General features: G+C 71.7%; 22 protein-coding genes and 1 riboswitch. Of the genes, 17 read left to right on the top strand and 5 right to left on the bottom strand.

The window, feature by feature from the left end:
• Positions 1-118 precede the first annotated feature (118 nt).
• Positions 119-793 (top strand): HNH endonuclease family protein, encoded by a 675-nt coding sequence (locus tag ABZ939_RS14360; RefSeq protein WP_361853454.1) that lies wholly within the window; start codon positions 119-121, stop codon positions 791-793.
• A gap of 41 nt (positions 794-834) precedes the next feature.
• Positions 835-1,581 carry an N-acetyltransferase gene (locus ABZ939_RS14355; RefSeq protein WP_361853451.1) on the top strand — a complete coding sequence of 249 codons (747 nt, stop codon included), beginning with the start codon at positions 835-837 and terminating at the stop codon, positions 1,579-1,581.
• A 122-nt stretch (positions 1,582-1,703) separates the two neighbouring features.
• Here ABZ939_RS14355 and ABZ939_RS14350 read toward each other — a convergent pair whose 3' ends face one another.
• Positions 1,704-2,471, bottom strand: coding sequence for a hypothetical protein (locus tag ABZ939_RS14350; protein WP_361853448.1), 768 nt, complete (start codon positions 2,469-2,471; stop codon positions 1,704-1,706).
• An 87-nt stretch (positions 2,472-2,558) separates the two neighbouring features.
• Positions 2,559-3,344 carry a DUF4352 domain-containing protein gene (locus ABZ939_RS14345; protein WP_361853445.1) on the bottom strand — a complete coding sequence of 262 codons (786 nt, stop codon included), beginning with the start codon at positions 3,342-3,344 and terminating at the stop codon, positions 2,559-2,561.
• 238 nt (positions 3,345-3,582) lie between these two features.
• Here ABZ939_RS14345 and ABZ939_RS14340 point away from each other — a divergent pair, with 238 nt between their 5' ends.
• From ABZ939_RS14340 to ABZ939_RS14320, 5 genes are all read left to right on the top strand, one after another.
• Positions 3,583-5,664: an N-6 DNA methylase gene (locus ABZ939_RS14340; RefSeq protein ID WP_361853442.1), complete on the top strand. Its 2,082-nt coding sequence runs from the start codon at positions 3,583-3,585 to the stop codon at positions 5,662-5,664.
• A gap of 148 nt (positions 5,665-5,812) precedes the next feature.
• Positions 5,813-6,340, top strand: coding sequence for a hypothetical protein (locus tag ABZ939_RS14335; RefSeq protein ID WP_361853439.1), 528 nt, complete (start codon positions 5,813-5,815; stop codon positions 6,338-6,340).
• Positions 6,337-7,845, top strand: a complete 1,509-nt coding sequence (locus tag ABZ939_RS14330) for a protein kinase (RefSeq protein WP_361853436.1) — start codon at positions 6,337-6,339, stop codon at positions 7,843-7,845. Before ABZ939_RS14335 ends, ABZ939_RS14330 begins: the two co-directional genes overlap by 4 nt.
• A 144-nt stretch (positions 7,846-7,989) precedes the next feature.
• Positions 7,990-8,376 (top strand): hypothetical protein, encoded by a 387-nt coding sequence (locus ABZ939_RS14325; RefSeq protein ID WP_361853433.1) that lies wholly within the window; start codon positions 7,990-7,992, stop codon positions 8,374-8,376.
• Between the two features lie 158 nt (positions 8,377-8,534).
• The gene (locus ABZ939_RS14320; RefSeq protein WP_361853430.1) at positions 8,535-9,038 is read left to right on the top strand and encodes a GNAT family N-acetyltransferase; all 504 of its coding nucleotides are present in this window, start codon (positions 8,535-8,537) and stop codon (positions 9,036-9,038) included.
• A 57-nt stretch (positions 9,039-9,095) separates the two neighbouring features.
• Here the strand turns inward: ABZ939_RS14320 and ABZ939_RS14315 are convergent, their stop codons facing one another.
• Positions 9,096-10,292: an acyltransferase gene (locus tag ABZ939_RS14315; RefSeq protein ID WP_361853427.1), complete on the bottom strand. Its 1,197-nt coding sequence runs from the start codon at positions 10,290-10,292 to the stop codon at positions 9,096-9,098.
• Positions 10,293-10,383: 91 nt separating this feature from the next.
• Positions 10,384-12,783, bottom strand: a complete 2,400-nt coding sequence (locus ABZ939_RS14310; RefSeq protein ID WP_361853424.1) for a YfhO family protein — start codon at positions 12,781-12,783, stop codon at positions 10,384-10,386.
• 125 nt (positions 12,784-12,908) lie between these two features.
• On the opposite strand from ABZ939_RS14310, the gene ABZ939_RS14305 reads away from it, so the two are divergent.
• The 3 genes from ABZ939_RS14305 (at position 12,909) to ABZ939_RS14295 (ending at position 15,660) form a co-directional block, all read left to right on the top strand.
• A complete protein-coding gene (locus tag ABZ939_RS14305) occupies positions 12,909-13,904 on the top strand; it encodes a glycosyltransferase family 2 protein (protein WP_361853906.1) in 996 nt (331 codons plus the stop codon).
• A gap of 81 nt (positions 13,905-13,985) precedes the next feature.
• Complete coding sequence (locus ABZ939_RS14300) at positions 13,986-14,627, top strand: SurA N-terminal domain-containing protein (RefSeq protein WP_361853421.1); 642 nt, start codon at positions 13,986-13,988, stop codon at positions 14,625-14,627.
• Between the two features lie 55 nt (positions 14,628-14,682).
• A complete protein-coding gene (locus ABZ939_RS14295; RefSeq protein ID WP_361853418.1) occupies positions 14,683-15,660 on the top strand; it encodes a nucleoside triphosphate pyrophosphohydrolase in 978 nt (325 codons plus the stop codon).
• A 3-nt stretch (positions 15,661-15,663) separates the two neighbouring features.
• Here the strand turns inward: ABZ939_RS14295 and ABZ939_RS14290 are convergent, their stop codons facing one another.
• A complete protein-coding gene (locus tag ABZ939_RS14290; RefSeq protein ID WP_361853415.1) occupies positions 15,664-16,869 on the bottom strand; it encodes a globin domain-containing protein in 1,206 nt (401 codons plus the stop codon).
• Between the two features lie 129 nt (positions 16,870-16,998).
• On the opposite strand from ABZ939_RS14290, the gene ABZ939_RS14285 reads away from it, so the two are divergent.
• The 7 genes from ABZ939_RS14285 (at position 16,999) to ABZ939_RS14255 (ending at position 24,240) form a co-directional block, all read left to right on the top strand.
• Positions 16,999-18,240 carry a cytochrome P450 gene (locus ABZ939_RS14285; RefSeq protein ID WP_361853412.1) on the top strand — a complete coding sequence of 414 codons (1,242 nt, stop codon included), beginning with the start codon at positions 16,999-17,001 and terminating at the stop codon, positions 18,238-18,240.
• A 179-nt stretch (positions 18,241-18,419) separates the two neighbouring features.
• The gene (locus tag ABZ939_RS14280) at positions 18,420-19,343 is read left to right on the top strand and encodes a transglycosylase family protein (protein ID WP_361853409.1); all 924 of its coding nucleotides are present in this window, start codon (positions 18,420-18,422) and stop codon (positions 19,341-19,343) included.
• A gap of 259 nt (positions 19,344-19,602) precedes the next feature.
• Positions 19,603-19,777: riboswitch (cyclic di-AMP (ydaO/yuaA leader) on the top strand.
• Positions 19,778-19,780: 3 nt separating this feature from the next.
• Positions 19,781-20,470, top strand: a complete 690-nt coding sequence (locus tag ABZ939_RS14275) for a transglycosylase family protein (RefSeq protein WP_361853406.1) — start codon at positions 19,781-19,783, stop codon at positions 20,468-20,470.
• Positions 20,471-20,804: 334 nt separating this feature from the next.
• Positions 20,805-22,091, top strand: a complete 1,287-nt coding sequence (gene eno, locus ABZ939_RS14270) for a phosphopyruvate hydratase (RefSeq protein WP_361853403.1) — start codon at positions 20,805-20,807, stop codon at positions 22,089-22,091.
• Positions 22,092-22,188: 97 nt separating this feature from the next.
• A complete protein-coding gene (locus tag ABZ939_RS14265) occupies positions 22,189-22,662 on the top strand; it encodes a septum formation initiator family protein (RefSeq protein ID WP_361853401.1) in 474 nt (157 codons plus the stop codon).
• Between the two features lie 127 nt (positions 22,663-22,789).
• A complete protein-coding gene (locus ABZ939_RS14260) occupies positions 22,790-23,329 on the top strand; it encodes a DUF501 domain-containing protein (protein ID WP_361853398.1) in 540 nt (179 codons plus the stop codon).
• Complete coding sequence (locus tag ABZ939_RS14255; protein ID WP_361853395.1) at positions 23,326-24,240, top strand: Ppx/GppA phosphatase family protein; 915 nt, start codon at positions 23,326-23,328, stop codon at positions 24,238-24,240. Before ABZ939_RS14260 ends, ABZ939_RS14255 begins: the two co-directional genes overlap by 4 nt.
• Positions 24,241-24,313: the final 73 nt, after the last annotated feature.

Below are 24,313 nucleotides of genomic sequence, written 5' to 3'. Positions count from 1 at the left end.
TGCGACTCCTTCGGAAGGGGACAAACAGCTCATTCGACGCTACGCGCGCCTCGTCGATTCCGCGCGCCGAACGGCTCAATGGTCTGGACCACGAAGGGGCCTGGCTAGGATCCCCCGCGTGCCCAGCTACCCGAAGTCCCTCCCCCTCGCCGCACTTGCCGCCGCCGTCCTCATAACCTCCGGCTGTACGGCGGACCCTGACGTCTCCCCGGCCGAGCGCGCCCCCGGCGCGGGCGGCCCGGCGCTCGCCGCCGTGGACACCCTCACCGTCAAGGGCCGCGCCCCCAAGACCGGCTACGAGCGCGAGAAGTTCGGCCGGGCCTGGATCGACGTCGACGGCAACGGCTGCGGGACCCGCGACGACATCCTCAAGCGCGACCTCACCGACGTCCGCTTCAAGGAGGGCCGCTGCAAGGTCGCCTCCGGGGTCCTCGCCGACGACCCGTACACGGGCGACCGCGTCGACTTCGTCCGCGGCCGCAGCAAGGTCGACATAGACCATCTCGTCGCGCTCTCCGACGCCTGGCAGAAGGGCGCGCAGCAGTGGGACGCGGAGAAGCGGCGCCGATTCGCCAACGACCCGCTGAACCTCCTCGCCGTCGAGGCGTCCGCCAACCGCCGCAAGTCCGACGGGGACGCCGCGACCTGGCTGCCGCCCAACAAGGGGTACCGCTGCACCTATGTGGCCGCGCAGGTCGCCGTGAAGAAGAAGTACGGGGTGTGGGTCACCCGCAGCGAGCGCGACGCGATGAAGAAGGTCCTCGGTGGCTGCCCGGACCAGAAGCTGCCGTAATTCGGTTGGAGGGCACGCGAACGACCGTTAGCGTGCCCCCCATGGAGCTGAACATAACGACCCTCGCCGAACGGCCCGAACTTCAGGGCCCGATGTGGGGGATGAAGGACCTCTGGCCGGAGTTCACGGTCAACGACCCCGTCGGCTGGTCGCACTTCGGGCGGATCGTCGCCGAACTGCCGGAGTACGTCCTCGTCGCCACGGACTCCGAGGGCAAGGTCGTCGCCCGTGCGCTCAGCGTCCCCTTCCAGCTCCATGCCGAGGGCCGCGGCACGCTGCCCGGCACCGGCTGGGACCAGGTGCTGCTGTGGGCGTTCTCGGACCGGCGGCAGGGGCGCGTCCCCGACACCGTCAGCGCCATCGAGGTCACCGTCGACACGAGTGCGCTCGGTCGGGGACTCTCGGCGAGGATGCTCGCAGCCATGCGGGACAACGCCCGCCGGCTCGGCTTCTCCGAGGTCGTCGCCCCGGTCCGCCCCAACGGCAAGCACCTGGAGGCCGCGACCTCCATCCACGAGTACGCGTTCCGCACCCGCGAGTCGGACGGCCTGCCCCACGACCCGTGGCTGCGCGTCCACGTCCGCGCGGGCGCCACGATCGAGGCGGTCGCCCCGGCCTCGATGACCGTCGGCGCGTCCGTGGAGCAGTGGCGCGCGTGGACCGGTCTGCCGTTCGACACGGACGGCCCGGTCGAGGTCGAGGGCGCGCTCGTGCCGGTGCACTGCGAGGCCTCGCGCGGCTACGCGGTCTACGTCGAACCGAACGTGTGGGTCCGCCACCGGCTGTGAACAGTGCCGGGGGTGTGAACAGTGCCGGGCTGTGAACCGGCGAACAGGGGTGTGACGGCCGTCCCCCCGCGACGGCCGTCACACCCCTGTTCACACGCGTACGTTCAACGCTGCGGCTTCCCTCAGCCTTCCTTCGTCTCGTCCAGAACGACGTCCTTGGCCGGCGGCGCCTTGGCCTCGACCGGCTTGCCGTAGCCGGTGAAGATGATCGTCCCGGGCTCCTCGCCCCCCGCCGTCACGATCTTCAGGAGGTGCTGCGTGCCCTCCGTCGCCACGTAGAACGTGGTCTGCTCGCTGCCGAGCACCGCCGTGAGCATCAGCGCCTTCTGGCCGCCGACCTTCGTCTCCTTGCTCTCGACAGCGAGGTCGGCCGCCTCCTTGAACTCACGGAGCAGCGCCTTCACGTCGCAGAGTTCGAGGCTGTCCTTGGCCTCCGGGTCGGTCGCGGGCGTCTTCACCCAGCGGCCCTTGAGCTCCTTGAGCACGGCCTCCCGGACCTCGGTGGACTCGCCCTTCGCCTGCTCCTTCAGGAACGCCTCGTCGAAGCGCAGGTAGACGTCCTTGTCGTCCGGCTTGATCAGCTCGGCCGTGCCCGTCGCGCCGATCGTCAGGGTGCCGGCGCACTTTCCGCGGACGTCCGTCGCCAGATACGCCTTGACGGGGCCGTCCGTCGTCTTCGTGGCGACGTCCAGCGTGAGGGAGTCGGCCTCCTTCGTCGCGACGATCGCGTTGCTGACGATCTCAGGTGCGGACAGGTACCCGAAGGGCCCCGTTGCCTCCGGATCCCCGTAGATGTGGCCGCAGGCGGTGGCGCCCAGGGCGAGGGCGGCGCAGAGCGCGGCGGCCAGGGCCGTGCGGCGGGTGCGGGGCTGGCGGGCGGCGGTAGACATGGCGGGGTTCTCCGGGGGTGGGGGTGGTGGTCGTACGAGGGGAGGGGGCGGGCCCTCGGGAAGGCCCTGGGGGAGGGTGGCGGTGGGTCAGCCGACCTTCAGCTCCCACTGGGCGGCGTTGTGGTCCAGGCCGGGGCTGACCTCGACCGTGAGGTTCTTCGCGGCGGCCGGGGCGTCGAAGGCGAAGACGACGGTGGACTTCTTGCCGGGCAGGATCGTGCCGGTGAAGCCGGTGCCGACCTTCTCGTCGAAGATCTGCTCGGCGGCGACGCCGTCCTGGCCGGCGCGGGCGCTCAGCGTCACAAGGGCGGCGTCGAAGTGCTCCGTGCCGCCGTTCTCGATGACCACGGTGACCTGGTACGCCTTGTTGCCCTTGGTGTGGCCGGCCGCGAACTCGCTGGGGGTGTACGGCTTCGGCTCGGAGACCGTGACCTTCAGCTTGTCGTCGTAGACGGAGGAGTCACCGGCCGCGAGGCCCTCGCCCGCGTCGGCCTTGCCGCCCCCGTCGCCCTTCGTCGCGCTCGACGGGTCCTTCGGGGCGGACTCCTCGACGGCCTTGTTGATCTCGTCGACCGCGTCGCTGACGGCGGTGAACGTGATCACCGCGCCGACCACCGAGAGGATCAGCGCCGCGAGGCCGAGGACCGCGCCGGTCGTCGTCACGCCCTTGTTGTTCGCCTCGCCGCGCTTCACCCGGCCCCGGCCCACCAGGCCCAGGATCAGCGCGATCAGACCGAGGATGCCGGCCAGCCAGAAGAAGAACGGGATGAGGCCGGAGAGCGTACCGATGATGCCGAGAATCAGGGCCGCGGTGCCGAGCCCGTTGCGCAGGGCCACCTGCGGGGCCTGCGGGATCTGGGTGCCGTACGACATGGGTGTCCTCCAGGACGTGAAGCATCGACGTGTGATCGAGGCCCTTCCGGGACCCCGTGGAGCGATGAATCAATAACAGCAGAGCCTGTGAACCGAGTCAACACGGTTCACAGGATTTCGATCGGCTCACACTGTGAAGTGGTGCGCCTTGCGTCCATCAGTAAGATCGGGGTCACAGCAGCGGGTTCGTACGGATGCGTGCGGACGACGTCCTAGCGGGACGAGGGGAGTCAGCCAGGTGCCGGAGCACGCAGCAGAGGTGACCGCCGCGGGGATCGCCCGGCTCGCGGGGGTCGGACGGGCCGCCGTGAGCAACTGGCGCCGTCGCCACGCCGACTTCCCCCGCCCCGTGGGCGGCACGGAGACCAGCCCGTCCTTCGCCCTCGCCGACGTCGAGCGATGGCTGCGCGCCCAGGGCAAGCTCGCCGAGGTCCCCCTGCGCGAGCGGGTCTGGCAGCAGGTCACCGGACATCCGGCGGGCGCCGTCACCGCCCTCGTCCAGGCCGGCTGCGTCCTGCTGCTCGTACGGGACCGCTCCACCGCCTGGCCGGCGCTCGCCGCCGTCTCGGACCCGCGGCTCGCCGAGACCCTGCCGGTCGCCCTGGAGGAGGTCCTGACCGAGCGCTTCGGCGCCGAGAGGGCCGTCCGTACCCCCGCGGCGGCGGAACTGGCCCCCTCCGTGCCGCTGCTGCGCGGGGTCGCCGACCTCGCCGCGGAGACCGGGGCCCGCCAGGCGTTCGAGTTCCTGCTCGGCCGGCACCTCGACGCCAACCCGCGGCAGTACACGCTGACCCCGCCCGGCCCCGCCGCTCTGATGGCCGCCCTCGCCGCCCCCGGTGCCGGCCCACGGCCCACCGTCCTCGACCCGGCCTCCGGGACCGGCACCCTGCTCCGTGCCGTCGAGCACCCCGGCGCCCTCCACGGCCAGGACGCCGACCCGGACCTGGCCGCGCTCACCGCTCTCCGCCTCGCCCTGGCCTCCGACGCCGACGTCCGGGTACGGACCGGCGACAGCCTGCGCGCCGACGCCTTCCCGCACCTCACCGCGGACACCGTGCTCTGCCACCCGCCGTTCAACGAGCGCAACTGGGGCCACGACGAACTGGCCTACGACCCCCGCTGGGAGTACGGCTTCCCGGCCCGTACGGAATCCGAACTGGCCTGGGTCCAGCACGCCCTGGCCCGGCTCCGCCCCGGCGGCACCGCCGTCCTGCTGATGCCGCCCGCCGCCGCCTCCCGCCGCTCGGGCCGCCGCATCCGCGCCGACCTCCTCAGGAGGGGCGCCCTGCGGGCCGTCGTCGCCCTCCCCGCGGGGGCGGCCCCGCCGTACGGCATCCCGCTGCACCTCTGGGTGCTGCGCAGGCCCGCCGTCGGTGTCACCCCCTCCCCGGAACTCCTCGTCGTCGACACCACCGCCACGGCCACCGCCGACCAGGCCGGTGGCGGCGCGGGCCGCGAGAAGCTCGACTGGCAGGCCGTCCACACCGCCGTCCTCGACGCGTGGCTGCCCTTCGACAAAGACGGCACGGTCACCGAGACCCCCGGGGCAAGCCGCTCCGTGCCCGTCATCGAACTCCTCGACGACGACGTCGACCTGGCGCCCGCCCGCCATCTGCCGCCCCCGACGGCGGGCGGCGGAGCCACCGAACTCCTCGCGGTCCGCGACCGGCTGGCCAAGACCCTCGGCCACACCGTCGCGCTCACCCCGCCGCCCGCGCTTCCCGCCCCCGCCGATCCGACCGCGGCCGTCCGGCTCACCGGCGTCACCGTCGGCGAACTCGCCCGCACCGGCGCGCTCGAACTGCGCGCGGGCGGCGTCGGCACCACCTCCTCCACCGGCACCCCCGTTCGGGTCCTCACCGAGAACGACGTCTTCGGCGCCCAACCGCCCTCCGGCTCCCTGCCCGAGGGCGCACCCGAGGAGCCGGTCCTCCTCGCCGAAGGCGATGTTGTCGTCCCCGTCCTCGGCGGCGGCTCGCTCGCCCGGGTCGTCGACGCCGCGACCGCCGGAGCGGCCCTCGGCCGCAACCTCCAGCTCCTGCGCCCCGACCCGGCCGCGCTCGACCCCTGGTTCCTCGCCGGGTTCCTGCGCGGCACGGCCAACACCCGCCAGGCCAGCAGCTACGCCTCCACCGCCACCCGCCTCGACGTCCGCCGCCTCCAGCTCCCGCGCCTGCCGCTCGCCGAACAGCAGCGGTACGGGGAGCGGTTCCGGGCCCTCGCCGAGTTCGAGGACGCCCTGCGCCTCGCGAGCCGGCTCGGCGAGCAGCTCGTCCAGGGCCTGTACGACGGTCTCGCGGACGGCACGGTCGCGCCCTGATCCGTACAACCCTGGAGACCTTGTCGCCGTCGGTGTATACGCTCGTCTTCGCAACCGATTCGAGTGCCCAGGAGCAGGAATGTACGGCCACGGCTATACGCCTCCGTCACCACCGCGTGCCGTTCCCGCGTCGGTGATCGTGCTCCGCGTGCTCTTCGCGGTGCTTCCGCTGCTCAGCATCGGGTTCCTGACGTGGGGGACGATGATCCGGCTCGCCGTCGTGACCCGCCGCACGCTGGACTGGATCCTGTGCGGAGTGTCGGCGGCGGTCATGATCACCGGCCTCGTCCTGATGCCCGACGACGTCGAGACGACCCAGGCCGATGTCGCCATGAGCCTGGTCCTGCTCAACGCCCTCGGGTTCACCGTCTACTTCCTGGTCGCCGACATCCGGCACGACAAGGTCCGCCTCGCCCCGCCGGCCGGACCCGCGGCGTTCACGCCGTACGGGACGACGGTCCCGCAGCACCGGGCCGGTTACGGCTACCCGCCGCAGCCGCAGGCCGTGACACCGCAGCCGCAACCGCAACCGCAGGCCATGACGCCGCCCCCGCCTGCCGTTCCGCCGCAGCCGCCGGTCCCCGGCCCGCGGATCGATCAGGTCCGCGCCGAGCTGGACGAGCTCAGCGACCTCCTCCGCAAGGACCCGAAGGACCCGCGAGAGGGCGGGCGGTGAACGGACGCGTCATCGGTGGCCGGTACGAACTCTCCACGGTCATAGGCCAGGGCGGCATGGGCCAGGTCTGGACGGCGTACGACGGACGGCTCGACCGCCGCGTCGCCGTCAAGCTGCTCCGGCCCGCGACCATGACAGGACCCGCCACCGCGGCGGAGGAGCTCCGGCGCCGCTTCGTGCGCGAGTGCCGGGTCACGGCCCAGGTCGACCACCCCGGCCTGGTCACCGTCCACGACGCCGGCAGCGACGGCGACGACCTCTACCTCGTCATGCAGTACCTCGACGGCGCGGACCTCTCCGACCACCTGGCCGAGCACGACCCCTACCCGTGGGAGTGGGCCGTCTCCGTCGCCGCGCAGCTGTGCGCGGTGCTCGCCGCCGTGCACGCGGTGCCGATCGTCCACCGCGACCTCAAGCCCCGCAACGTGATGGTGCGCCCCGACGGCACCGTCACCGTCCTCGACCTCGGCGTCGCCTCGGTCCTGGACACCGACACCACCCGCCTCACCCACACCGGTTCGCCGATCGGCAGCCCCGCCTACATGGCGCCCGAGCAGGCGATGGGCGGTGCCGTCGGCCCGTACACGGATCTGTACGCGCTCGGCATCCTGCTCCACGAACTCCTCAGCGGGAACGTGCCGTTCGCCGGATCGACCGCGCTCGGGGTCCTGCACCGCCACCTCTACGAGCCCCCGCTCCCGGTCCGCCAGCTGCGTCCCGAGGTGCCCGAGGCCCTGGAGGCGCTCGTCCTGCGGCTGCTCGCCAAGGACCCGCAGCACCGCCCGTCCGGCGCGCACGAGGTGTACGAGGCGCTGCTGCCGCTGCTGCCCGCGCGCGGTGCCCCCGCGGGCCCGCTCGACCCGACGCGTCCCTTCCTGCGCCCGCACGCGCCCTGGCCCGACCGTGCGTCCGTCCCCGCGCCGCCGGTCGCACCGCCCGTCGCGCGTCCCGATGTGGCCGCCACCGTCGACGAGGTGAAGCGGCTGCTCGGCGAGGGCTCGCTCACCCGGGCCGTCGACCTCCTCGGCTCGATCCTGCCGGCGGCCGCCGCCGAGCACGGCGAGCACTCGCCCGTCGTGCGGATCCTGCGCAAGCAGTACGCGACGACCCTCATGGACGACGGCCAGTACCGCCGCGCCCTGCCGGAGCTGCGCCGGCTCGCCGACGACCGCGCGGCCGAGGCCGGGCCCGCCGACCCGCAGACCCTGCAGTTCCGTTACGAGGCGGCGCAGTGCCTGGAGCAGCTGGGGGAGACGGCGGCGGCGCTGACGGAGTACCGGGCTCTCCTGCCGTTCCACGAACACGGTGGGGACCAGGCCCGGTTCTTCGACATCCGGCGGCGGATCGGGATGCTGCTGCTGGCGATGGGCGACCACACGGCCGGTCATCAGCAGCTCCAGGCGCTGCTGTACGACACGGAGCGGACGTACGGCCCGTACCACGCCCTTCCGACGGATCTGCGGCGTGCGCTGGCGCGACAGCAGCAGATGGGGCGGTTCGCCTGACGGGTGCGTGGCGGGACGCCTGACGGGGCGCCAGGATCACGAGTCCACAACTGATGACGAAGTGGATCTTTCGGGTCCGTTTTGCCCGTTCAGCGCGTTGTAGCGTTCGCGTCTGATCATGCACACGTCCCCAAGGAACCCCTCATGACGACTCCCCCCGCCACCCCCGACCAGCCGCAGGCGCCCACCGAGCCCGCCGAGCCCCAGAAGCCGAAGGGCGGCCTCGGTAAGAAGATCCTCGGCGTCGTCGTGGCGATCGCCATCGCCCTCGCGGTGAAGTTCGGCTGGGGAGCCATCAACGGTGACATCCCCACGCATGCCGAGGTCGGTGACTGCATCACCGTGAGCGGCAAGGAGAACGACCCCAAGGTCGACACCAAGAAGTGCACGGACAAGGTGCCGGACCTCTACAAGGTCACCAAGGTCGTCGAGGGCACCTTCGACGTCGAGAAGTGCAACGGCTCGGACGCGCTCGCGCAGGAGTGGGACTACGAGAAGTTCGTGCTCTGCCTGGAGCCCGTCACGAGCTGACGACGCCTCCGCGTGTGTCGAAGGGGCCGGACCCGATGAGGTCCGGCCCCTTCGGCGTGCCCGGTGCCATCAGGACCCCGACGGGGCCGCCATGACGGCCACCTGCTTTTCGATCGTGGGCACCCGGCCGCCTCTACGGCGGCCCCATACTTGGCCGGGTGACTCTGCAGCCCGAGACCGTTCCCACCCCCCGGCTCACGCTCCTGCCGCTGGCCGTCGAGCACGCCGAGGAGATGGCCGGCGTGCTCGCCGACCCCGTGCTCCACACCTTCATCGGCGGCACCCCGCCCACCGCACAGGATCTCCGGGCCCGCTACACGCGGCAGGTCGCCGGATCGCCCGACCCCGCTGTGTCCTGGTGCAACTGGGTCGTCCGGCTCCAGGACGAGGGCTGCCTGACCGGGACCGTTCAGGCGACCGTCGACGGGCGGGAAGCCGCCGAGATCGCCTGGGTGGTGGGGGCTCCGTGGCAGGGGCGGGGGATCGCCACCGAGGCGGTGCGGGGGTTGGTCGCCTGGCTCACCGCGCAGGGCGTACGGACGGTCGTCGCGCACATCCACCCCGACCACACGGCGTCCGCCGCCGTCGCCACCGCCGCCGGGCTCACGCCCACCGACGAATGGCACGACGGGGAGGTCCGATGGCGGCGGGTGGCTCCGTAGAGCCGGAATCCGCCCCGGGAGTTCCGGCGGGCTGACCGGCCGACGGGCGCCGCCGGCTCAGCGGCCGGTGCCGCCGGCCGACGCCATGGCCATGTCGCGCACACGATCCTCCGCCGGAGCCGGGGAGTCCGGGGCGGCGGGACCTGCGGCCGCCGGGGTGTTGAGACGTATCTCCTGGACGCCGCGCTTCATGCCCGAGCGCAGCCGCTTCGACAGCGGGCGCTCCACCCAGAGGTGGATCAGCCAGGACGCGACCAGCATGGCGGCCGTCACGGAGGCGACGAGGGGGAGCGGCGCGACCCGGTCGCGGAAGTGGTGGATCAGCGTGATGCCCACCGCCATGTGGATCACGTACAGCGGGTACGTGATCGCTCCCGCGGTCTTCAGCCAGCGCCACTGGATGCGGTCGAGGAGACCGAGCGCGACTGCGGCGATCGCGAGGAAGCCGAGCGCGATGACCAGGCGCGCGGGCCAGGTCGGCAGCTGCTCCGAGAGGTGGAGGCCGAGGTTCGTCCGCATGCGCCCGCGGACGTACTGCTGCGCGAGGAGGAACTGGACCCCGACGATCGCCCACAGCAGCATCGTGGGCCGGTAGCGGTGCATCAGGTAGAACGCGATGCCGGCTATGAAGTACGGCGCGTACTGCGGCATCGAGAAGAAATGGAGCAGCCGGAAGTCGGTGGTCGGCGCCGCGACCGCGGCCAATGTCCATATTCCGCAGAAAAGAACGCAATTGCGGTAGGTGACACCGCGGAGCACGACGAGCGCGAAGAGCGCGTAGAACTTCAGCTCCACGAACAGCGTCCAGTACGAGTGGTCCACGTGCCCGACGCCCAGACCGCCCTGCATCATGGTCAGGTTGACGAGGACGTCGCTCCACTCGTCGGTGTGGCGCAGCTCCTGGACCTCGGGGAGAAGCCACAAGGTCAGCGCGGTCAGCGCGATGCCCGCCCAGTAGGCCGGGAACAGCCGCGATATCCGGGACACGGCGAAGTCGCCGACCGTGCGTCCCCAGACGCTCATGCAGATGACGAAGCCGCTGACGATGAAGAAGATCTCGACACCGAGCCAGCCGTACAGCGCGAGGGGCCGCAACGCGGGGAACAGCTCGGCCGTGTTCCTGTCCCACGCGGTATTGAGGCCTATGTAGTGGTAAAGTACCACAACCAGGGCCGCGGTGATCCGGATGCCGTCCAGCGCGAAGAGACGTGTGCCCGGCTCTTTCCTGCTGATGGCTCCCCTGGTTCCGGGCATGGCGGAGCCTCCCCTCGAATGACTATTCCAGGGGGACCGTACAGGCGACGCACAGCATCCACACAGTCGAGGGACCGGTGTCCTTGGTCACTCAGGCGGTGGTCCCGGCGGACTCCCGGGGCGCGCCGGACCGTCGTGGTGCGGCCGGGCTCGCGGTGGCGGCCCGTCGGCGCCGCGCCACGCGCTCCCAGGTCGTCGACGTCACCAGCAGCATCAGCGCCACCGCGCCCGCGGCCAGCCCCGCCCGCAGACCCGGCGGCCTGAAGGAGCAGCTCACCGACGCCCGGCCGTCAACCCGCACCGCCACCAGGCCACCGTACGAGTCCGCCGGCCGCCCTTCGCACGTCCAGCCCGCGATCCGGGGGGCCGCGACCACCACCGTGCCCCTGGTACCCGCCGGGAGCACCGCGCGGATGCCGCTGTCCGTGACGTCGACCGACACCGCGGCCCTGGCCCTCAGCCCCGCCACCGCCGCCGCCAGCCGCTCCCTGTCCAGGCAGCCGACCGCGTGGCCACGTGTGGCGCCCCCCTCCAGTACGGGCTTCGTGCCCGCCGTCCGCTGCACACCCAGCGACGTCAGTGCGGCCCGCCACTTCGGCATCCCGCCCGCCAGCCGCACCGGGGCACCGCCCGCCCCGAGCCGGGCCGTCCCCTTCAGATCGGGTGCCCAGAGGAAGACCTCGCTGCCGACCGGGCAGACCCCGTCGGCGGGCAGCGTGTACACGGACGAGCCCAGCAGCATCTCCTGGTTGCGGAACGGAGAGGCCCCGTACCGGGGCGCCGCGGCCCCCTCCGGGCGTACCGTCACCAACGGCAGCACCGGCCCCGTCCGCACCACGGCCTCGTCCCGCCACCGCGCCCCGACGCCGAACAGCGCGTCCGTCACCGGGTTGTCCAGGCTCTGCAGATTGCGTCCTCGCGAGGTCCACCCGCCGCCGAGCGCGGCCAGCGTCCGGGTCAGCACCGCCGGGGTGTGGCTGCTGTAGTACGCGGCGCCCTGGCCGCCGAAGAGCAGCGGCTCGTTGCCGGTGATCCGCGGGCGGCCGGAGTCGGTGCGGAACGCAGGCCAGCCGTCGGCCGCGGCGAGCGCGGCCGTCCGCCGGTCCTGCTCCGCACCCCAGGCCGGGTAGTCGTCGAGCCGCAGCCGCGCCCGGTCCGCGTACGCGGTGGTCGCGGCCGCCTGTCCGACGAGCGCCGCCGCGAGCAGCGCCGCCGCCACGACCATCCTCTTTCCCCGGCCGGCCAGCCACAGCCCGCCGCATGCCGCAACCAGGCCCAGGGCGAACAGCAGGTACGACCAGCCGTTCACCAGCTCGCTGGCCGCGGCGCCCACACCGACCGCCGCCACCACACCCGCCCCGCCGAGCAGCGCGCGCCGACCGGGCCAGCCGTACGAGACGACGATCCAGGCGACGACGACCAGGACCCCGGACAGGACGAACGTCTGCCGGTACGGGCTGCCGTTGGGCGTGGCGAACACATGCCACGCCAGATGCGTCGGCCCCCACTGCAGCGACACCGCGACCGCGACCGCGAACCCGGCCCACAGCCACCGCTCCCGCCGGGGCACCTTCCGGTGGAACAGCAGGGCCCCGGCCAGCAGCAGCGTCCCCGTGCCCAGGAAGGCCGCCGGGGTGGAGAAGCTGTACGTCACCGGAAGCAGCCGGGCGAGGAAGTCCGTCCCGTCCGCCGGCTGGAACTCCCTCGTCACGCCCGGGTACGCGCGCGTGGAGCCGAGGAAGACCGGTACGAGGACCGGCGCGGCGAGCCCGATCCCGAGCAGCACGGTCGCCGCCGCCCGCGCGAGCACCCGGAGGCGCGGACCGCCGGCCACCGCGAGACGGACCAGGAGCACCAGCGCCGCGCCGAGCGTGGCCATGTACGCGGTGTAGAAGTTGCCGACCCAGCACAGTGCGACGACCAGCGGACCGAGCAGCGGCCGGCGCCCCTGCCGTACCCACTCGCCGACCAGGCAGAGGAGCGGGAAGGCGATCAGACCGTCCAGCCACATCGGGTTGTACGTGGCCTCGATGACCGCCCAGCCGCACAGCCCGTACGAGGCGCCGAGGACCGCGGCCGCCCACCAGGGGCCGGGCCGCAGCCGCAGCAGGGTCACGGTCATGACGGCCGCCGCGACGGCCATCTTCAGGACGGTGACGCCGTAGACCGCGTACTCGATGTCCGCGCGCGGGAAGAGCGCCACCAGGGGTGCGAACGGGCTGCCCAGATACGTCCCGAGGTCGGGCAGGAAGCTGGTGCCCCAGCCGGACTGCCAGTTGAGCAGCAGCCCGCCGTCGGCCCGCCCGTGCAGCAGATCCCACAAATGGGCGTGGTACGGGACGAACTGGTTGGCCAGGTCGTTCACGCCACGCCGCCGCGGTCCGAACGGGAAGGCGCGGGCGACGGCGTCCCCCGCGCAGACGGCGAGTGCGGTGAGGAGCGCGGCGAGGCCGGCGGAGCGGCCCCCGACCGATGGCGTCTGATCAGGCATGATGGTGCGAATATGCCAGTACGGAACACGAAATGCTGTTCCCTCGGGCCCAGTTCACTCAATGGTCGTCTGGTCGTCATGTGTCGAATCAGCCGGCGACATCCGGGTGGGTTGTCGTGTCCTGTGTGCTGCTCTCGATCGTGGTCCCGTGTTTCAACGAAGAGGAGATCATCGGTCGCTTTCACGACCATGTGACCGCCGAACTCTCCCGTTTCGACGGAGAATTCGAGCTGGTCTATGTGGACGACGGAAGCCACGACCGTACGCTCCCGCTCCTTGAGGAGATCGCCTCCTCCGACCCCCGCGCCCGCTACGTCTCCTTCAGCCGGAACTTCGGCAAGGAGGCCGCGATGCTGGCAGGCCTCCAGCACGCCGAGGGTGACGCCGTCGTCATCATGGACGCCGATCTCCAGCACCCGCCGGAGCTCGTGCACCGCATGGTGGGCCTGCACGCCGAGGGGTACGACCAGGTCATCGCCCGGCGCACCCGCAAGGGCGACCGGGTGACCCGCACCCTGACCGCGCGCGCCTACTACTGGGCGATCAACCGGCTGGTGGACGTCGAGCTGGTGGACGGCGTCGGCGATTTCCGGCTGCTTTCCCGCCGTACCGTCGACGCGATCCTCGAACTCACCGAGTACAACCGGTTCTCCAAGGGGCTTTTCGCCTGGGTCGGATTCCGCACCACCACATTCGAGTACGAGAATGCGGTGCGTGAGGAGGGCCGCTCGAAATGGACCTTCGGAAAGCTGCTCAACTACGGTCTCGACGGGCTGCTCTCCTTCAACAACAAGCCCTTGCGGGCCGCCGTCTACATGGGAATGACCCTGGTGTCCGTGGCCCTGGCGTACGCGGCCTGGATCGTCGGCGTCGCCCTGGTGAAGGGTGTGGACACCCCCGGATACGTCACGCTGCTCGTCATCGTCACGGCGCTGGCCGGGGTCCAGATGGTGATGCTGGGGCTGGTCGGCGAGTACGTGGGCCGGATCTACTACGAGGTGAAGCGGCGCCCGCACTTCCTGGTGAAGGCGACGAACGCGGACGTTCCGGGGCTGATCGGGCCGCGGACCGCCACCACCCGAACACGTGAGTCGTTGATCGAGGCAGTCACGTCGAAGTAGTGGCCCAGACCACGACGACTGCCTACCATCGATCTTCGCAAGGTCGTTGAACTGACGCACGACCCACGCCGGGAGGCTCCTTTGCACCGCCGCACTGCGCTCTCCGTCTCCGCCGCGCTCCTCGCCGCGGCCCCGCTGCTGACCGCCTGCGGAGGTGAGGCCCACCCAGGGGCGGCGGCGGTCGTCGGCGGCGAACGGATCGAGGTGTCCAACCTCCAGGCGCAGGTGCGCGACGTACGGACCGCGCAGCAGGCGTCGCCGCAGGCGGCGCAGCTGATCCAGGCGACCGGGGACCTCAGCCGCGAGAAGCTCAACGTGATGATCTTCGACAAGGTCGTCGACAAGGTCGCCGCGGACAACGGGATCACCGCCTCCCGCGGCGAGATCCAGAAGGCGCGCGGCGAGTTCGCCGAGCAGAGCGGCGGCGAGGCCCAGCTCGCCGCGATGCTGCTCCAGCAGCAGGGCGTCGCCCCCGACCAGATCGACGTGGTCGTCCGCCGCACGGTCCTCATGAACAAGATCGCCGCGAAGCTCGGCATCGCGAACACCCCCGAGGGCCAGCAGAAGCTCACCGAGGTCTTCGCCGAGGCGTCCAAGTCGCTGGACATCGACGTGAACCCGCGCTTCGGCGCCTGGGACGAGAAGAAGATCCAGCTGGGTACGTACACCCCGGTCTGGCTGCGCCAGATCAGCCAGGACCCGGCCGTGGAAGCGGGTGCGTAGGGGCTGTCCGGCCCTGACCCGCCGGACAGCCTCTCGCCCCACGTAAGGTCGAAGGGTGAACGCTGAAGCACCCGTCGAGCCCGGCCGTATCGTTCTGCTCACCGCCAGCCACCGCGTGGCGCCCGGACTGCTGTCCTGGCCCGCGTGGCAGGCGCTGCACGGTGCCGACCGGGTGCTGTGCGCCGACGAGCACCACCCCCAGCTGCCGTACCTCCGCGAGGCGGGAGTCGCCGTCGAGCACGCCCGCCCGGCCGCGCAGGATCTCGTCGACGCCTGCGCGGGGGGACGGACCGTCGTGGTCCTGCCCTCCGGCGAGGGCGACCAGGCCCTGACCGACGGGCTCGCCCGGCTTGCCGGCTCCGGTCGCGTCACGATGCCCGACCTGGAGCTGCTGCCCGGCTCGTACGACCTGCCCGGCGCCCGCCTGCTCGACCTGGTGCAGGTCATGGACCGCATCCGCCGCGAGTGCCCGTGGTCCTCGCAGCAGACGCACAAGGGGCTCGCCAAGTACGGCATCGAGGAGGCGTACGAACTCGTCGAGGCGATCGAGGAGGGCGACCGCGACGAGCTGCGCGAGGAGCTCGGGGACGTCCTCCTCCAGGTCGTCTTCCACGCCCGGATCGCCGAGGAGGACGAGGAGGAGCCCTTCTCCGTCGACGACGTGGCCGGGACGATCGTCGAGAAGCTGATCCACCGCCACCCGCACGTCTTCGGCGACGCGACCGCCGAGACGCCGGAGGAGGTCAAGGCGCACTGGCTGCGCACGAAGGCGATCGAGAAGCAGCGCGAGTCGGTCACCGACGGGGTGCCGCTGGGTCAGCCCGGTCTCGCGCTCGCCGCGAAGCTCGCGGGCCGGGTGCGCACGGCGGGCCTGGACGTGGCGCTGCCCGCGGGTGAGGGCATCGGCTACGACCTGCTCGCCCTCGCCGCCCGAGCGGAGGCCGAAGGCGTCGACCCGGAGGCGGCCCTGCGGGCCGCGGCCCGCGCGTACCGGGACACGATCCGTGCGACCGAGGGCGTCCCGACCGGCTGAGCCTCAGGGCTCGCGCGGCGCCCTCGCCTCGGGGTCGTGCCACCTCAGCTCCGGGGGCTCGAGGAGCCACTCCGCGGTGGACGAGGGACGGGTGCGGAAGCGGCCCACGGCCGGGAGGCGGTCGTGGTGGAGCCGGGCCACGCCGAGGTGCTCCAGGACCGGGACGGTCTCGGCGAGGAAGCCGGGCGGGCCCGCGACGTACACCTCGTGGGAGGGCCAGTTGCCGCAGGCGTACAGCGCGTGGATCAGCCGCTCGGTGGCCTGGTCGCGCCGGTGGCGTGGCGCGGAGGTGATGTACGTGACGTTCAGCCCGGGTATGCGCTCCTTCAGGCGCGCGACGTCCTCCCGCCCGTACAGGTACTCCTTGGCCCGGGCGACCAGGAAGAGCCGGCCCTCGACGGACCCGGGCTCCTGCGCCACCTCTTCGAGGAGGGCCTTGACCGGCGCCCAGCCGGTCCCTGCGGCGATGTAGGTCCGGGGCCGGCCCGGCGCGCTCTGTAAGGTCAGCGCGCCGCCCGGCGCGCTCAGCCGCAGCGGCTCGCCCACGCGCACCTCGTCGACGAGCGCCGTGCTCATCGCGCCGCCGGGGATCCGGCTGATGTGCAGATCGACCGTCCCGTCCGCCCGGGCGGCGTTGGCCAGGGAGTACGTCCGCCACACCCGCGGCACGCGCAGCGAGCTGACGCCGACGTACTGGCCGGGCAGGTACGCGAAGGGCTGCCGCGGGCGCAGGGTCAGCACGGCCAGGTCCTCGCCGAGCCGCTCGTGGCGCGTCACGACGGCGTCCCACCAGGCCGGCTCCCCGTCCGCCGCCGCCTCCTCGGCGCCCCGGATCATCAGCTCGGCTACGTACCCGTACGCCTCGGTCCACGCCTTCTCGGCCTCGATGTTCCAGGCGGCCCCGGCGGCGTGCGCGAAGGCGGCGGTGAGGCTGGCCCCGACGGCGGCGTAGAGGGCGGGCGCGGCCAGGAACTTGCGGTGGTCGCGGCCCAGATGGGCGAGGTACGCCGGCAGCCGGGGGTCCTCCAGGTGGGTCACGACATGGGTGAGCGCGGCGAAGAGCCGGTCGCGCTGGGGTCGCATGTCCTCGGGGAAGAGCTCGCGGACGCCCGGGTTGTGCCAGAAGAGATGGGAGTAGAAGAAGGTGACGGCGTGTTCGGCCCGTCTCTCGACGACGGCGAACGTGCTTCTGAGCAACTGGGCATCCACGCGGATGAATCTAGGTCACGCGTCTTCACAGGACGATCACATCGCCGGACCCGAGGACGTCCCGAGCCGCCCCGAGCCGTGCCCGGCCGTCGGGAAGCCGGCGCGATGGCGACCTTGTACCGTCTCAGGGTGAGCACGCCCCCCGCCCCCGAGCTCTTCACCTGGGAGTTCGCGACCGATCCGTACCCCGCCTACGCCTGGCTGCGCGAGCACGCGCCCGTCCACCGGGCGAAGCTGCCCAGCGGGGTCGAGGCCTGGCTGGTGACGCGGTACGCCGACGCCCGGCAGGCCCTCGCCGACCAGCGTCTGTCGAAGAACCCGGCGCACCACGACGAGCCCGCGCACGCCAAGGGGAAGACGGGGATCCCGGGGGAGCGCAAGGCCGAGCTGATGACACATCTGCTCAACATCGACCCGCCGGACCACACCCGGCTGCGGCGGCTGGTGTCGAAGGCGTTCACCCCGCGCCGGGTCGCCGAGTTCGCACCGCGGGTGCAGGAGCTGACGGACCGGCTGATCGACTCCTTCGCGGAGAAGGGGGAGGCCGACCTCATCCACGAGTTCGCCTTCCCGCTGCCCATCTACGCGATCTGCGACCTGCTCGGCGTTCCCCGCGAGGACCAGGACGACTTCCGGGACTGGGCCGGGATGATGATCCGGCACGGCGGAGGGCCGCGCGGCGGGGTGGCGCGGTCGGTCAAGAAGATGCGCGGCTATCTCGCGGAGCTGATCCACCGCAAGCGGCTCGACCCGGGCGACGATCTGATCTCCGGGCTCATCAAGGCGTCCGACCACGGCGAGCACCTCACCGAGAACGAGGCCGCCGCGATGGCGTTCATCCTTCTCTTCGCGGGGTTCGAGACCACCGTCAACCTCATCGGCAACGGCGTGTACGCCCTGCTGCGCAACCCGGGCGAGCGCGCGCGTCTCCAGGCCTCGCTCGCGGCGGGGGAGCGGGGTCTGCTGGAGACCGGGGTCGAGGAGCTGCTGCGTTACGACGGGCCGGTGGAGCTGGCGACCTGGCGGTACGCCATGGAGCCGCTGACCATCGGCGGGCAGGAGATCCCGGCGGGCGACCCGGTCCTCGTCGTGCTCGCCGCCGCCGACCGTGACCCGGCACGCTTCGACGAGCCGGACACCCTCGATCTGTCGCGGCGTGACAACCAGCACCTGGGGTACGGGCACGGCATCCACTACTGCATCGGCGCCCCGCTCGCCCGACTCGAGGGACAGATCGCGCTCGCGACGCTGCTGACTCGCCTGCCGGACCTCCGACTTGCCGCCGATCCTGCCGATCTGCGCTGGCGCGGCGGGCTCATCATGCGTGGATTGCGCACGCTTCCTGTCGAGTTCGCACCACTTGCGCGCTGACGGTCCGTCAAGACTGTGACTTTTACGTGATCTCCGCTGCATCGACTTGTGACTGACGTTCGAATGCCGCTACGTTCACCGTCACCTCAGCAGTCACGCGAAAGGCACCCCGCATGCGCTCCGGGAACGGACGACACCGCAGACCCCGCCAGGCCCCCGCCATCGTTGTCGCCGCAGGCGTGACGGGATCGGCCCTCGCGCTGCCGCTGCTCGCGGCCGGCTCCGCCTCCGCGGCCGACGCCGCCACCTGGGACCGGGTCGCCGAGTGCGAGTCGGGCGGTCTGTGGAGCGCCCACTTCGGCAACGGGCTCTACGGCGGGCTCCAGTTCACCCAGGAGACCTGGGAGGCGTACGGCGGCCTGGTGTACGCGACCAGCGCGGACCTCGCCAGCCGCGCCCAGCAGATCGCGGTGGCCGAGACGGCGCTCGCCGGGGGATCCACCCAGTGGGCCACCTGCGCCCCGATCGCCGGACTGACGAACGACGGCGCCGCACCCGGCGTCGACCCGGGCCCGGCCGTCACGCCGGCGGAGCCCACGGGTCCCGTCGCGGAGTCGAACCGCACGGCGGGCCTTCCGCCCACCTCGGCGGCCACCACCCCCGAGACGGCCGGCCCCGAGACCACCGCGCCCGTGACTCCGGCCCCTGACGCCACCACGGAGACGCCCGCCACGTCCACCACGCCCTCCGCGCCCGCGACCCCGGGCACCGGCAAGCATCGCGGTGACGCGGCCCCGGAGGAGACAGTCAATCCGGACAAGGATGGCGAAACGGGTCGCCATGCCGCGCCGACTGACGCGCCGACAAGCGGCGCGACGCCCGGTACGGATGTCATCAATCCGGACGTTGCGGACGGAACGGGCTCCGAGGGCGGCAAGGGCGTCGAGAACACCAAGGACGTTACGGACATCAAGGGCAAGTCCGGCGAATACACCGTGCAGCCGGGTGACAACCTCACCGAGATTGCTCGGGAGAACGAACTCCCGGGTGGCTGGGGCGCCCTCTACGACGCCAACCGCTCCACGGTGGGCGCCGATCCGGACCTCATCCTCCCTGGCCAGAGCCTCGACCTGACGATCGATCTGCCTGGAGCGACGGGTTAGTTCGGGACTGTATGTCCGGTTCTGAGCAAGTGAGACATGGGTCTCTTTGTCTCAACTGGCGTGTCGCGTCCGCAAACTTTGCTTCCGTCACCTCTCACCTGCGTAAACACCCTTCGTCCCGAAGCAAGTACGGGCGATTTTTCCTCAATGGACGTCTTTGAACTTCGGAGAGGTCTGTGTCTACGGTCGTCACCGCTCGCCACCGCGGGCCCCGTCGACCGGTACGCCGAATCCTGCCGTCGGCCGATGGGAACAGTCGTCGCGTCATGCGCCGAAGGCAGGAGCGGGGGACCCAAGGTAAGTGCCGCCCCCGGCCGTTGAGACAGACGGCCACGGAGCGGCTTGGGGTGAAGCCGCGCGCTAGGTCGCGCGGCCGGGCAACTCACATGGCCCGAACCCGACAGCTCACCTCGTAGGCGTCGGTGAGGAGAAGTCCCATGCTGTTTTCCGCCAAGGGCAAACACCGTCGTCCCTCCAAGGCCGCCCGCGCCGTCGCCCTCGCCGGTGTCGCCGGTGTCGCCGTCGCCGCCCCGCTGATGACCGCCGGGTCCGCCTCGGCCGCCACCGCCTCCGAGTGGGACGCCGTCGCCCAGTGCGAGTCCGGCGGCAACTGGTCCATCAACACCGGCAACGGCTACTACGGCGGCCTGCAGTTCTCCGCCTCCACCTGGGCCGCCTACGGTGGCACCGCGTACGCCGCCACCGCCGACCAGGCCTCGAAGTCGCAGCAGATCGAGATCGCCGAGAAGGTCCTGGCCGGCCAGGGCAAGGGCGCGTGGCCGAGCTGTGGCGTGGGCCTCTCCGGCGCCGCGTACACCGGCGGCACCGCCGAGAGCGCCCCCGCCCCGGAGCGGACGGCCGAGCAGCCGACCACCCGCAGCGAGCAGCGCCCGGCTCCGAAGGTGACGCCCAGGAAGGCCGAGTCGAAGAAGACCGTCACCACCCCGACCGGCAAGAAGGTCAAGAAGGGCGACGGCGAGTACAAGGTCGTCGCCGGCGACACCCTGAGCAAGATCGCCGCCGCCCACGACGTCAAGGGTGGCTGGGAGAAGCTCTTCCAGCTCAACAAGGACGTCGTCGAGGACGCCGACCTGATCTACCCGGGCCAGCAGCTTCACCTGAAGTGAGCCCGGCGGTTCGCGTGAGTCCGGCGGCTCACGCGGCCCCTACGACCCTCCCGCGGTGACCACCCCGGCCCGTCGCGCCCCTTCCCCCGTGCGCGACGGGCCGGGGTTTCCGCGTTACCGGGCCGGGGCCGGGTGCAGTGGGGCGGGGTTTCTCGCGTTACCGGAGGGTAGCTTCGGGGTCATTCGTCCCCTGATGCATGCCCTTGGGTCCTTTTTCGTCCCAGGGGGCGGGCGCCCGGCTGGCTGGAGCCCCGGAGCCGGTTAGGCTCTTGTCGCAAGGCCAAAGCGACCCTGCACAGCTTGCGTCACATCTAGCGTCACATCCCAGAAGGAGATGCTCGTGCCGTCCATCGACGTCGTCGTAGCCCGGGAAATCCTGGACTCCCGAGGCAACCCCACGGTCGAGGTCGAGGTCGGCCTCGACGACGGCAGCACCGGCCGTGCTGCCGTTCCGTCCGGTGCCTCCACCGGTGCGTTCGAGGCCATTGAGCTCCGTGACGGAGACAAGAACCGCTACCAGGGCAAGGGCGTCGAGAAGGCCGTCCTCGCCGTGATCGAGCAGATCGGCCCGGAGCTCGTCGGCTACGACGCCACCGAGCAGCGCCTGATCGACCAGGCCATGTTCGACCTGGACGCCACCGACAACAAGGCCTCGCTCGGCGCCAACGCCATCCTCGGCGTCTCCCTCGCCGTCGCGCACGCCGCGTCCGAGGCCTCCGACCTTCCGCTCTTCCGCTACCTGGGCGGCCCGAACGCGCACCTGCTGCCCGTTCCGATGATGAACATCCTGAACGGCGGCTCGCACGCCGACTCCAACGTGGACATCCAGGAGTTCATGATCGCGCCGATCGGCGCGGAGTCCTTCTCCGAGGCCCTGCGCTGGGGCACCGAGGTCTACCACACCCTCAAGTCCGTCCTGAAGACCAAGGGCCTGTCCACCGGTCTCGGCGACGAGGGCGGCTTCGCCCCGAACCTCGGCTCCAACCGCGAGGCGCTCGACCTCATCCTCGAGGCCATCAAGCAGGCCGGCTACGTCCCGGGCAAGGACATCGCGCTGGCGCTCGACGTCGCCGCGTCCGAGTTCTACAAGGACGGCTCGTACGAGTTCGAGGGCAAGTCCCGCTCGGCCGCCGAGATGACGGACTACTACGCCGAGCTCGTCGACGCGTACCCGCTGGTCTCCATCGAGGACCCGCTGTTCGAGGACGACTGGGCCGGCTGGAAGGCCATCACCGACAAGCTCGGCGCCAAGGTGCAGCTCGTCGGCGACGACCTGTTCGTCACCAACCCGGAGCGCCTGGCCCGCGGCATCGATGAGGGCACCGCCAACGCCCTGCTCGTCAAGGTCAACCAGATCGGTTCGCTGACCGAGACCCTGGACGCCGTCGAGCTGGCCCAGCGCAACGGTTTCAAGTGCATGATGTCCCACCGCTCCGGCGAGACCGAGGACGTCACCATCGCCGACCTCGCCGTCGCCACCAACTGCGGCCAGATCAAGACCGGCGCCCCGGCCCGCTCCGAGCGCGTCGCCAAGTACAACCAGCTGCTGCGCATCGAGGAGATCCTCGACGACGCCGCGGTCTACGCCGGCCGCAGCGCCTTCCCGCGCTTCAAGGGCTGACACCGGCTCAGGGGCCGACAGCCCCGTCGTACATACGTCCCCGCACTCGGTCCCGTACCGTGTGCGGGGACGCACGTATGCAGGGGAGGCGGAACACATGGCCGCGAAGGACCGGGACCGGTTCTCGACCGCGACCCGGATCAGGCTGATCGGTGAGCAGACCGCCGCCCGTGTCTACCGCTCCCAGACCCGCCGTCAGGCCCGCCGCTCGCGGCTCACCGGCCGCGCGGCCTTCCTCGCCCTGGTGGTCTGCTCGCTGGTGGTGGCGCTCGCCTACCCCATGCGGCAGTACGTCTCCCAGCGCGGCGAGATCGCCGAACAGGAGCGCCAGGCCGCCGAGGCCGCCGCCCGGGTCGAGGAGCTGCGGGACGAGAAGGCCCGCCTCCAGGACCCGGCCTACGTCCGCCGCCTCGCCCGCGAGCACCTGCACTACGTGGTGCCCGGCGAGACCGCCTTCACCGTGAACGACCCCGAGGCCGAGCGCGCCCGCCGCGACGAACAGGGCGCGGCCGACCGCCCCTGGTACTCCGACCTCTGGGACGGCGTCGACAACGCCGACGCACGCCGCTAGCTGCTTGACGAGAGATGATGGTTCCGGCCCACCGGGCCCCCGGGCCCATCGCGGGCCGGTCCGTCGCACGCGACCGGAGCGGCCCGCCCGGAAGCAGACCGCCCCCGACGAGAAGACAGACGCAGGCATGGAAACGCCCCCTCCGCAGACCGCACGCACCGAGCCCACCGACGCGGACGTCGCCGCCTTCGAGGCACAGCTCGGCCGCCCGCCCCGGGGCCTGCGTGCCATCGCGCACCGTTGCCCCTGCGGCAACCCGGACGTCGTCGAGACCGCGCCGCGGCTCCCGGACGGCACCCCGTTCCCCACCACGTACTACCTGACCTGTCCCCGCGCGGCCTCCGCGATCGGCACGCTCGAGGCCAACGGGGTCATGAAGGAGATGCAGGCCCGGCTCGGCACCGACCCGGAGCTGGCCGCCGCCTACCGGGCCGCGCACGAGGACTACATCGCCCGCCGTGACGCCATCGAGGTCCTGGAGGGCTTCCCGAGCGCCGGCGGAATGCCGGACCGGGTCAAGTGCCTGCACGTTCTCGTCGGTCACTCGCTGGCCGCGGGACCCGGCGTGAACCCGCTGGGCGACGAGGCCCTCGCGATGCTGCCCGAGTGGTGGGCCAAGGGCCCGTGCGTCACGCCGGGCACGGAAGAGAAGGAGTCCGCCGAATGACCCGGGTCGCGGGCATCGACTGCGGGACGAACTCCATCCGCCTCCTCGTCGCCGACGTCCACCCGGAAACGGGCGAGCTGATCGAGCTGGACCGGCGGATGACGATCGTCCGGCTCGGGCAGGGCGTCGACAAGACCGGCCGGCTCGCGCCCGAGGCGCTGGAGCGGACCTTCGCGGCCTGCCGCGAGTACGCGGCCGTCATCAAGGAGCTGGGCGCCGAGAAGCTGCGCTTCGTGGCCACCTCCGCCTCCCGCGACGCCGAGAACCGCGACGAGTTCGTGGCCGGTGTGCTGGACATCCTGGGCGTCGAGCCCGAGGTGATCTCCGGCGACCAGGAGGCCGAGTTCTCCTTCACCGGCGCCACCATGGAGCTGCACGGAACCGAGAAGTACCTCGTCGTGGACATCGGCGGCGGCTCGACCGAGTTCGTCGTCGGCAACAAGCACGTCGAGGCCGCCCGGTCCGTCGACATCGGCTGCGTACGGCTCACCGAGCGGCACGTCCGCACCGACCCGCCGGCCGCCGCCGAGGTCGAGGCGATCGTCACCGACATCCGGGCGGCGCTGGACCTGGCCGAGCGGCACGTGCCGATCGCCGAGGCCGACACCCTCGTCGGCCTCGCCGGCTCCGTCACGACGGTCGCCGCGATCGCGCTGGGTCTGGAGGAGTACGACTCCGAGCGGATCCACCGCTCCCGGATCTCCTTCGACCAGGTCGCCGAGGTCGTCGGCCGGCTTCTGGTCTCCACCCACGACGAGCGCGCCGCCATCCCCGTCATGCACCCGGGGCGGGTCGACGTGATCACCGCGGGGGCGCTGGTCCTGCTCGAGATCATGGAGCGGACCGGGGCCCGGGAGGTCGTCGTCAGCGAGCACGACATCCTCGACGGAATCGCACTGTCCGTGGCATAACGGGCACCCGACGACACGTCCGGAAACAGTCCGTCGGGAAAGTTCGTGAAGTTCTTCACAAGGAAAAGGGCCC

Source organism: Streptomyces sp. NPDC046712, assembly GCF_040645695.1.
Lineage (GTDB): Bacteria > Actinomycetota > Actinomycetes > Streptomycetales > Streptomycetaceae > Streptomyces.
The sequence above is the reverse complement of the archived record's forward strand: the minus strand, read 5'-3'. Positions and strand labels throughout refer to the sequence as shown.

Coding starts and splice junctions, on each gene's coding strand:
- ABZ939_RS14355 (WP_361853451.1), top strand. CDS start 835: ATGGAGCTGAACATAACGACCCTCGCCGAACGGCCCGAACTTCAGGGC.
- ABZ939_RS14325 (WP_361853433.1), top strand. CDS start 7,990: ATGACGACTCCCCCCGCCACCCCCGACCAGCCGCAGGCGCCCACCGAG.
- eno (WP_361853403.1), top strand. CDS start 20,805: ATGCTCGTGCCGTCCATCGACGTCGTCGTAGCCCGGGAAATCCTGGAC.
- ABZ939_RS14315 (WP_361853427.1), bottom strand. CDS start 10,292: ATGCCCGGAACCAGGGGAGCCATCAGCAGGAAAGAGCCGGGCACACGT.
- ABZ939_RS14275 (WP_361853406.1), top strand. CDS start 19,781: ATGCTGTTTTCCGCCAAGGGCAAACACCGTCGTCCCTCCAAGGCCGCC.
- ABZ939_RS14255 (WP_361853395.1), top strand. CDS start 23,326: ATGACCCGGGTCGCGGGCATCGACTGCGGGACGAACTCCATCCGCCTC.
- ABZ939_RS14265 (WP_361853401.1), top strand. CDS start 22,189: ATGGCCGCGAAGGACCGGGACCGGTTCTCGACCGCGACCCGGATCAGG.
- ABZ939_RS14350 (WP_361853448.1), bottom strand. CDS start 2,471: ATGTCTACCGCCGCCCGCCAGCCCCGCACCCGCCGCACGGCCCTGGCC.
- ABZ939_RS14310 (WP_361853424.1), bottom strand. CDS start 12,783: ATGCCTGATCAGACGCCATCGGTCGGGGGCCGCTCCGCCGGCCTCGCC.
- ABZ939_RS14260 (WP_361853398.1), top strand. CDS start 22,790: ATGGAAACGCCCCCTCCGCAGACCGCACGCACCGAGCCCACCGACGCG.
- ABZ939_RS14345 (WP_361853445.1), bottom strand. CDS start 3,344: ATGTCGTACGGCACCCAGATCCCGCAGGCCCCGCAGGTGGCCCTGCGC.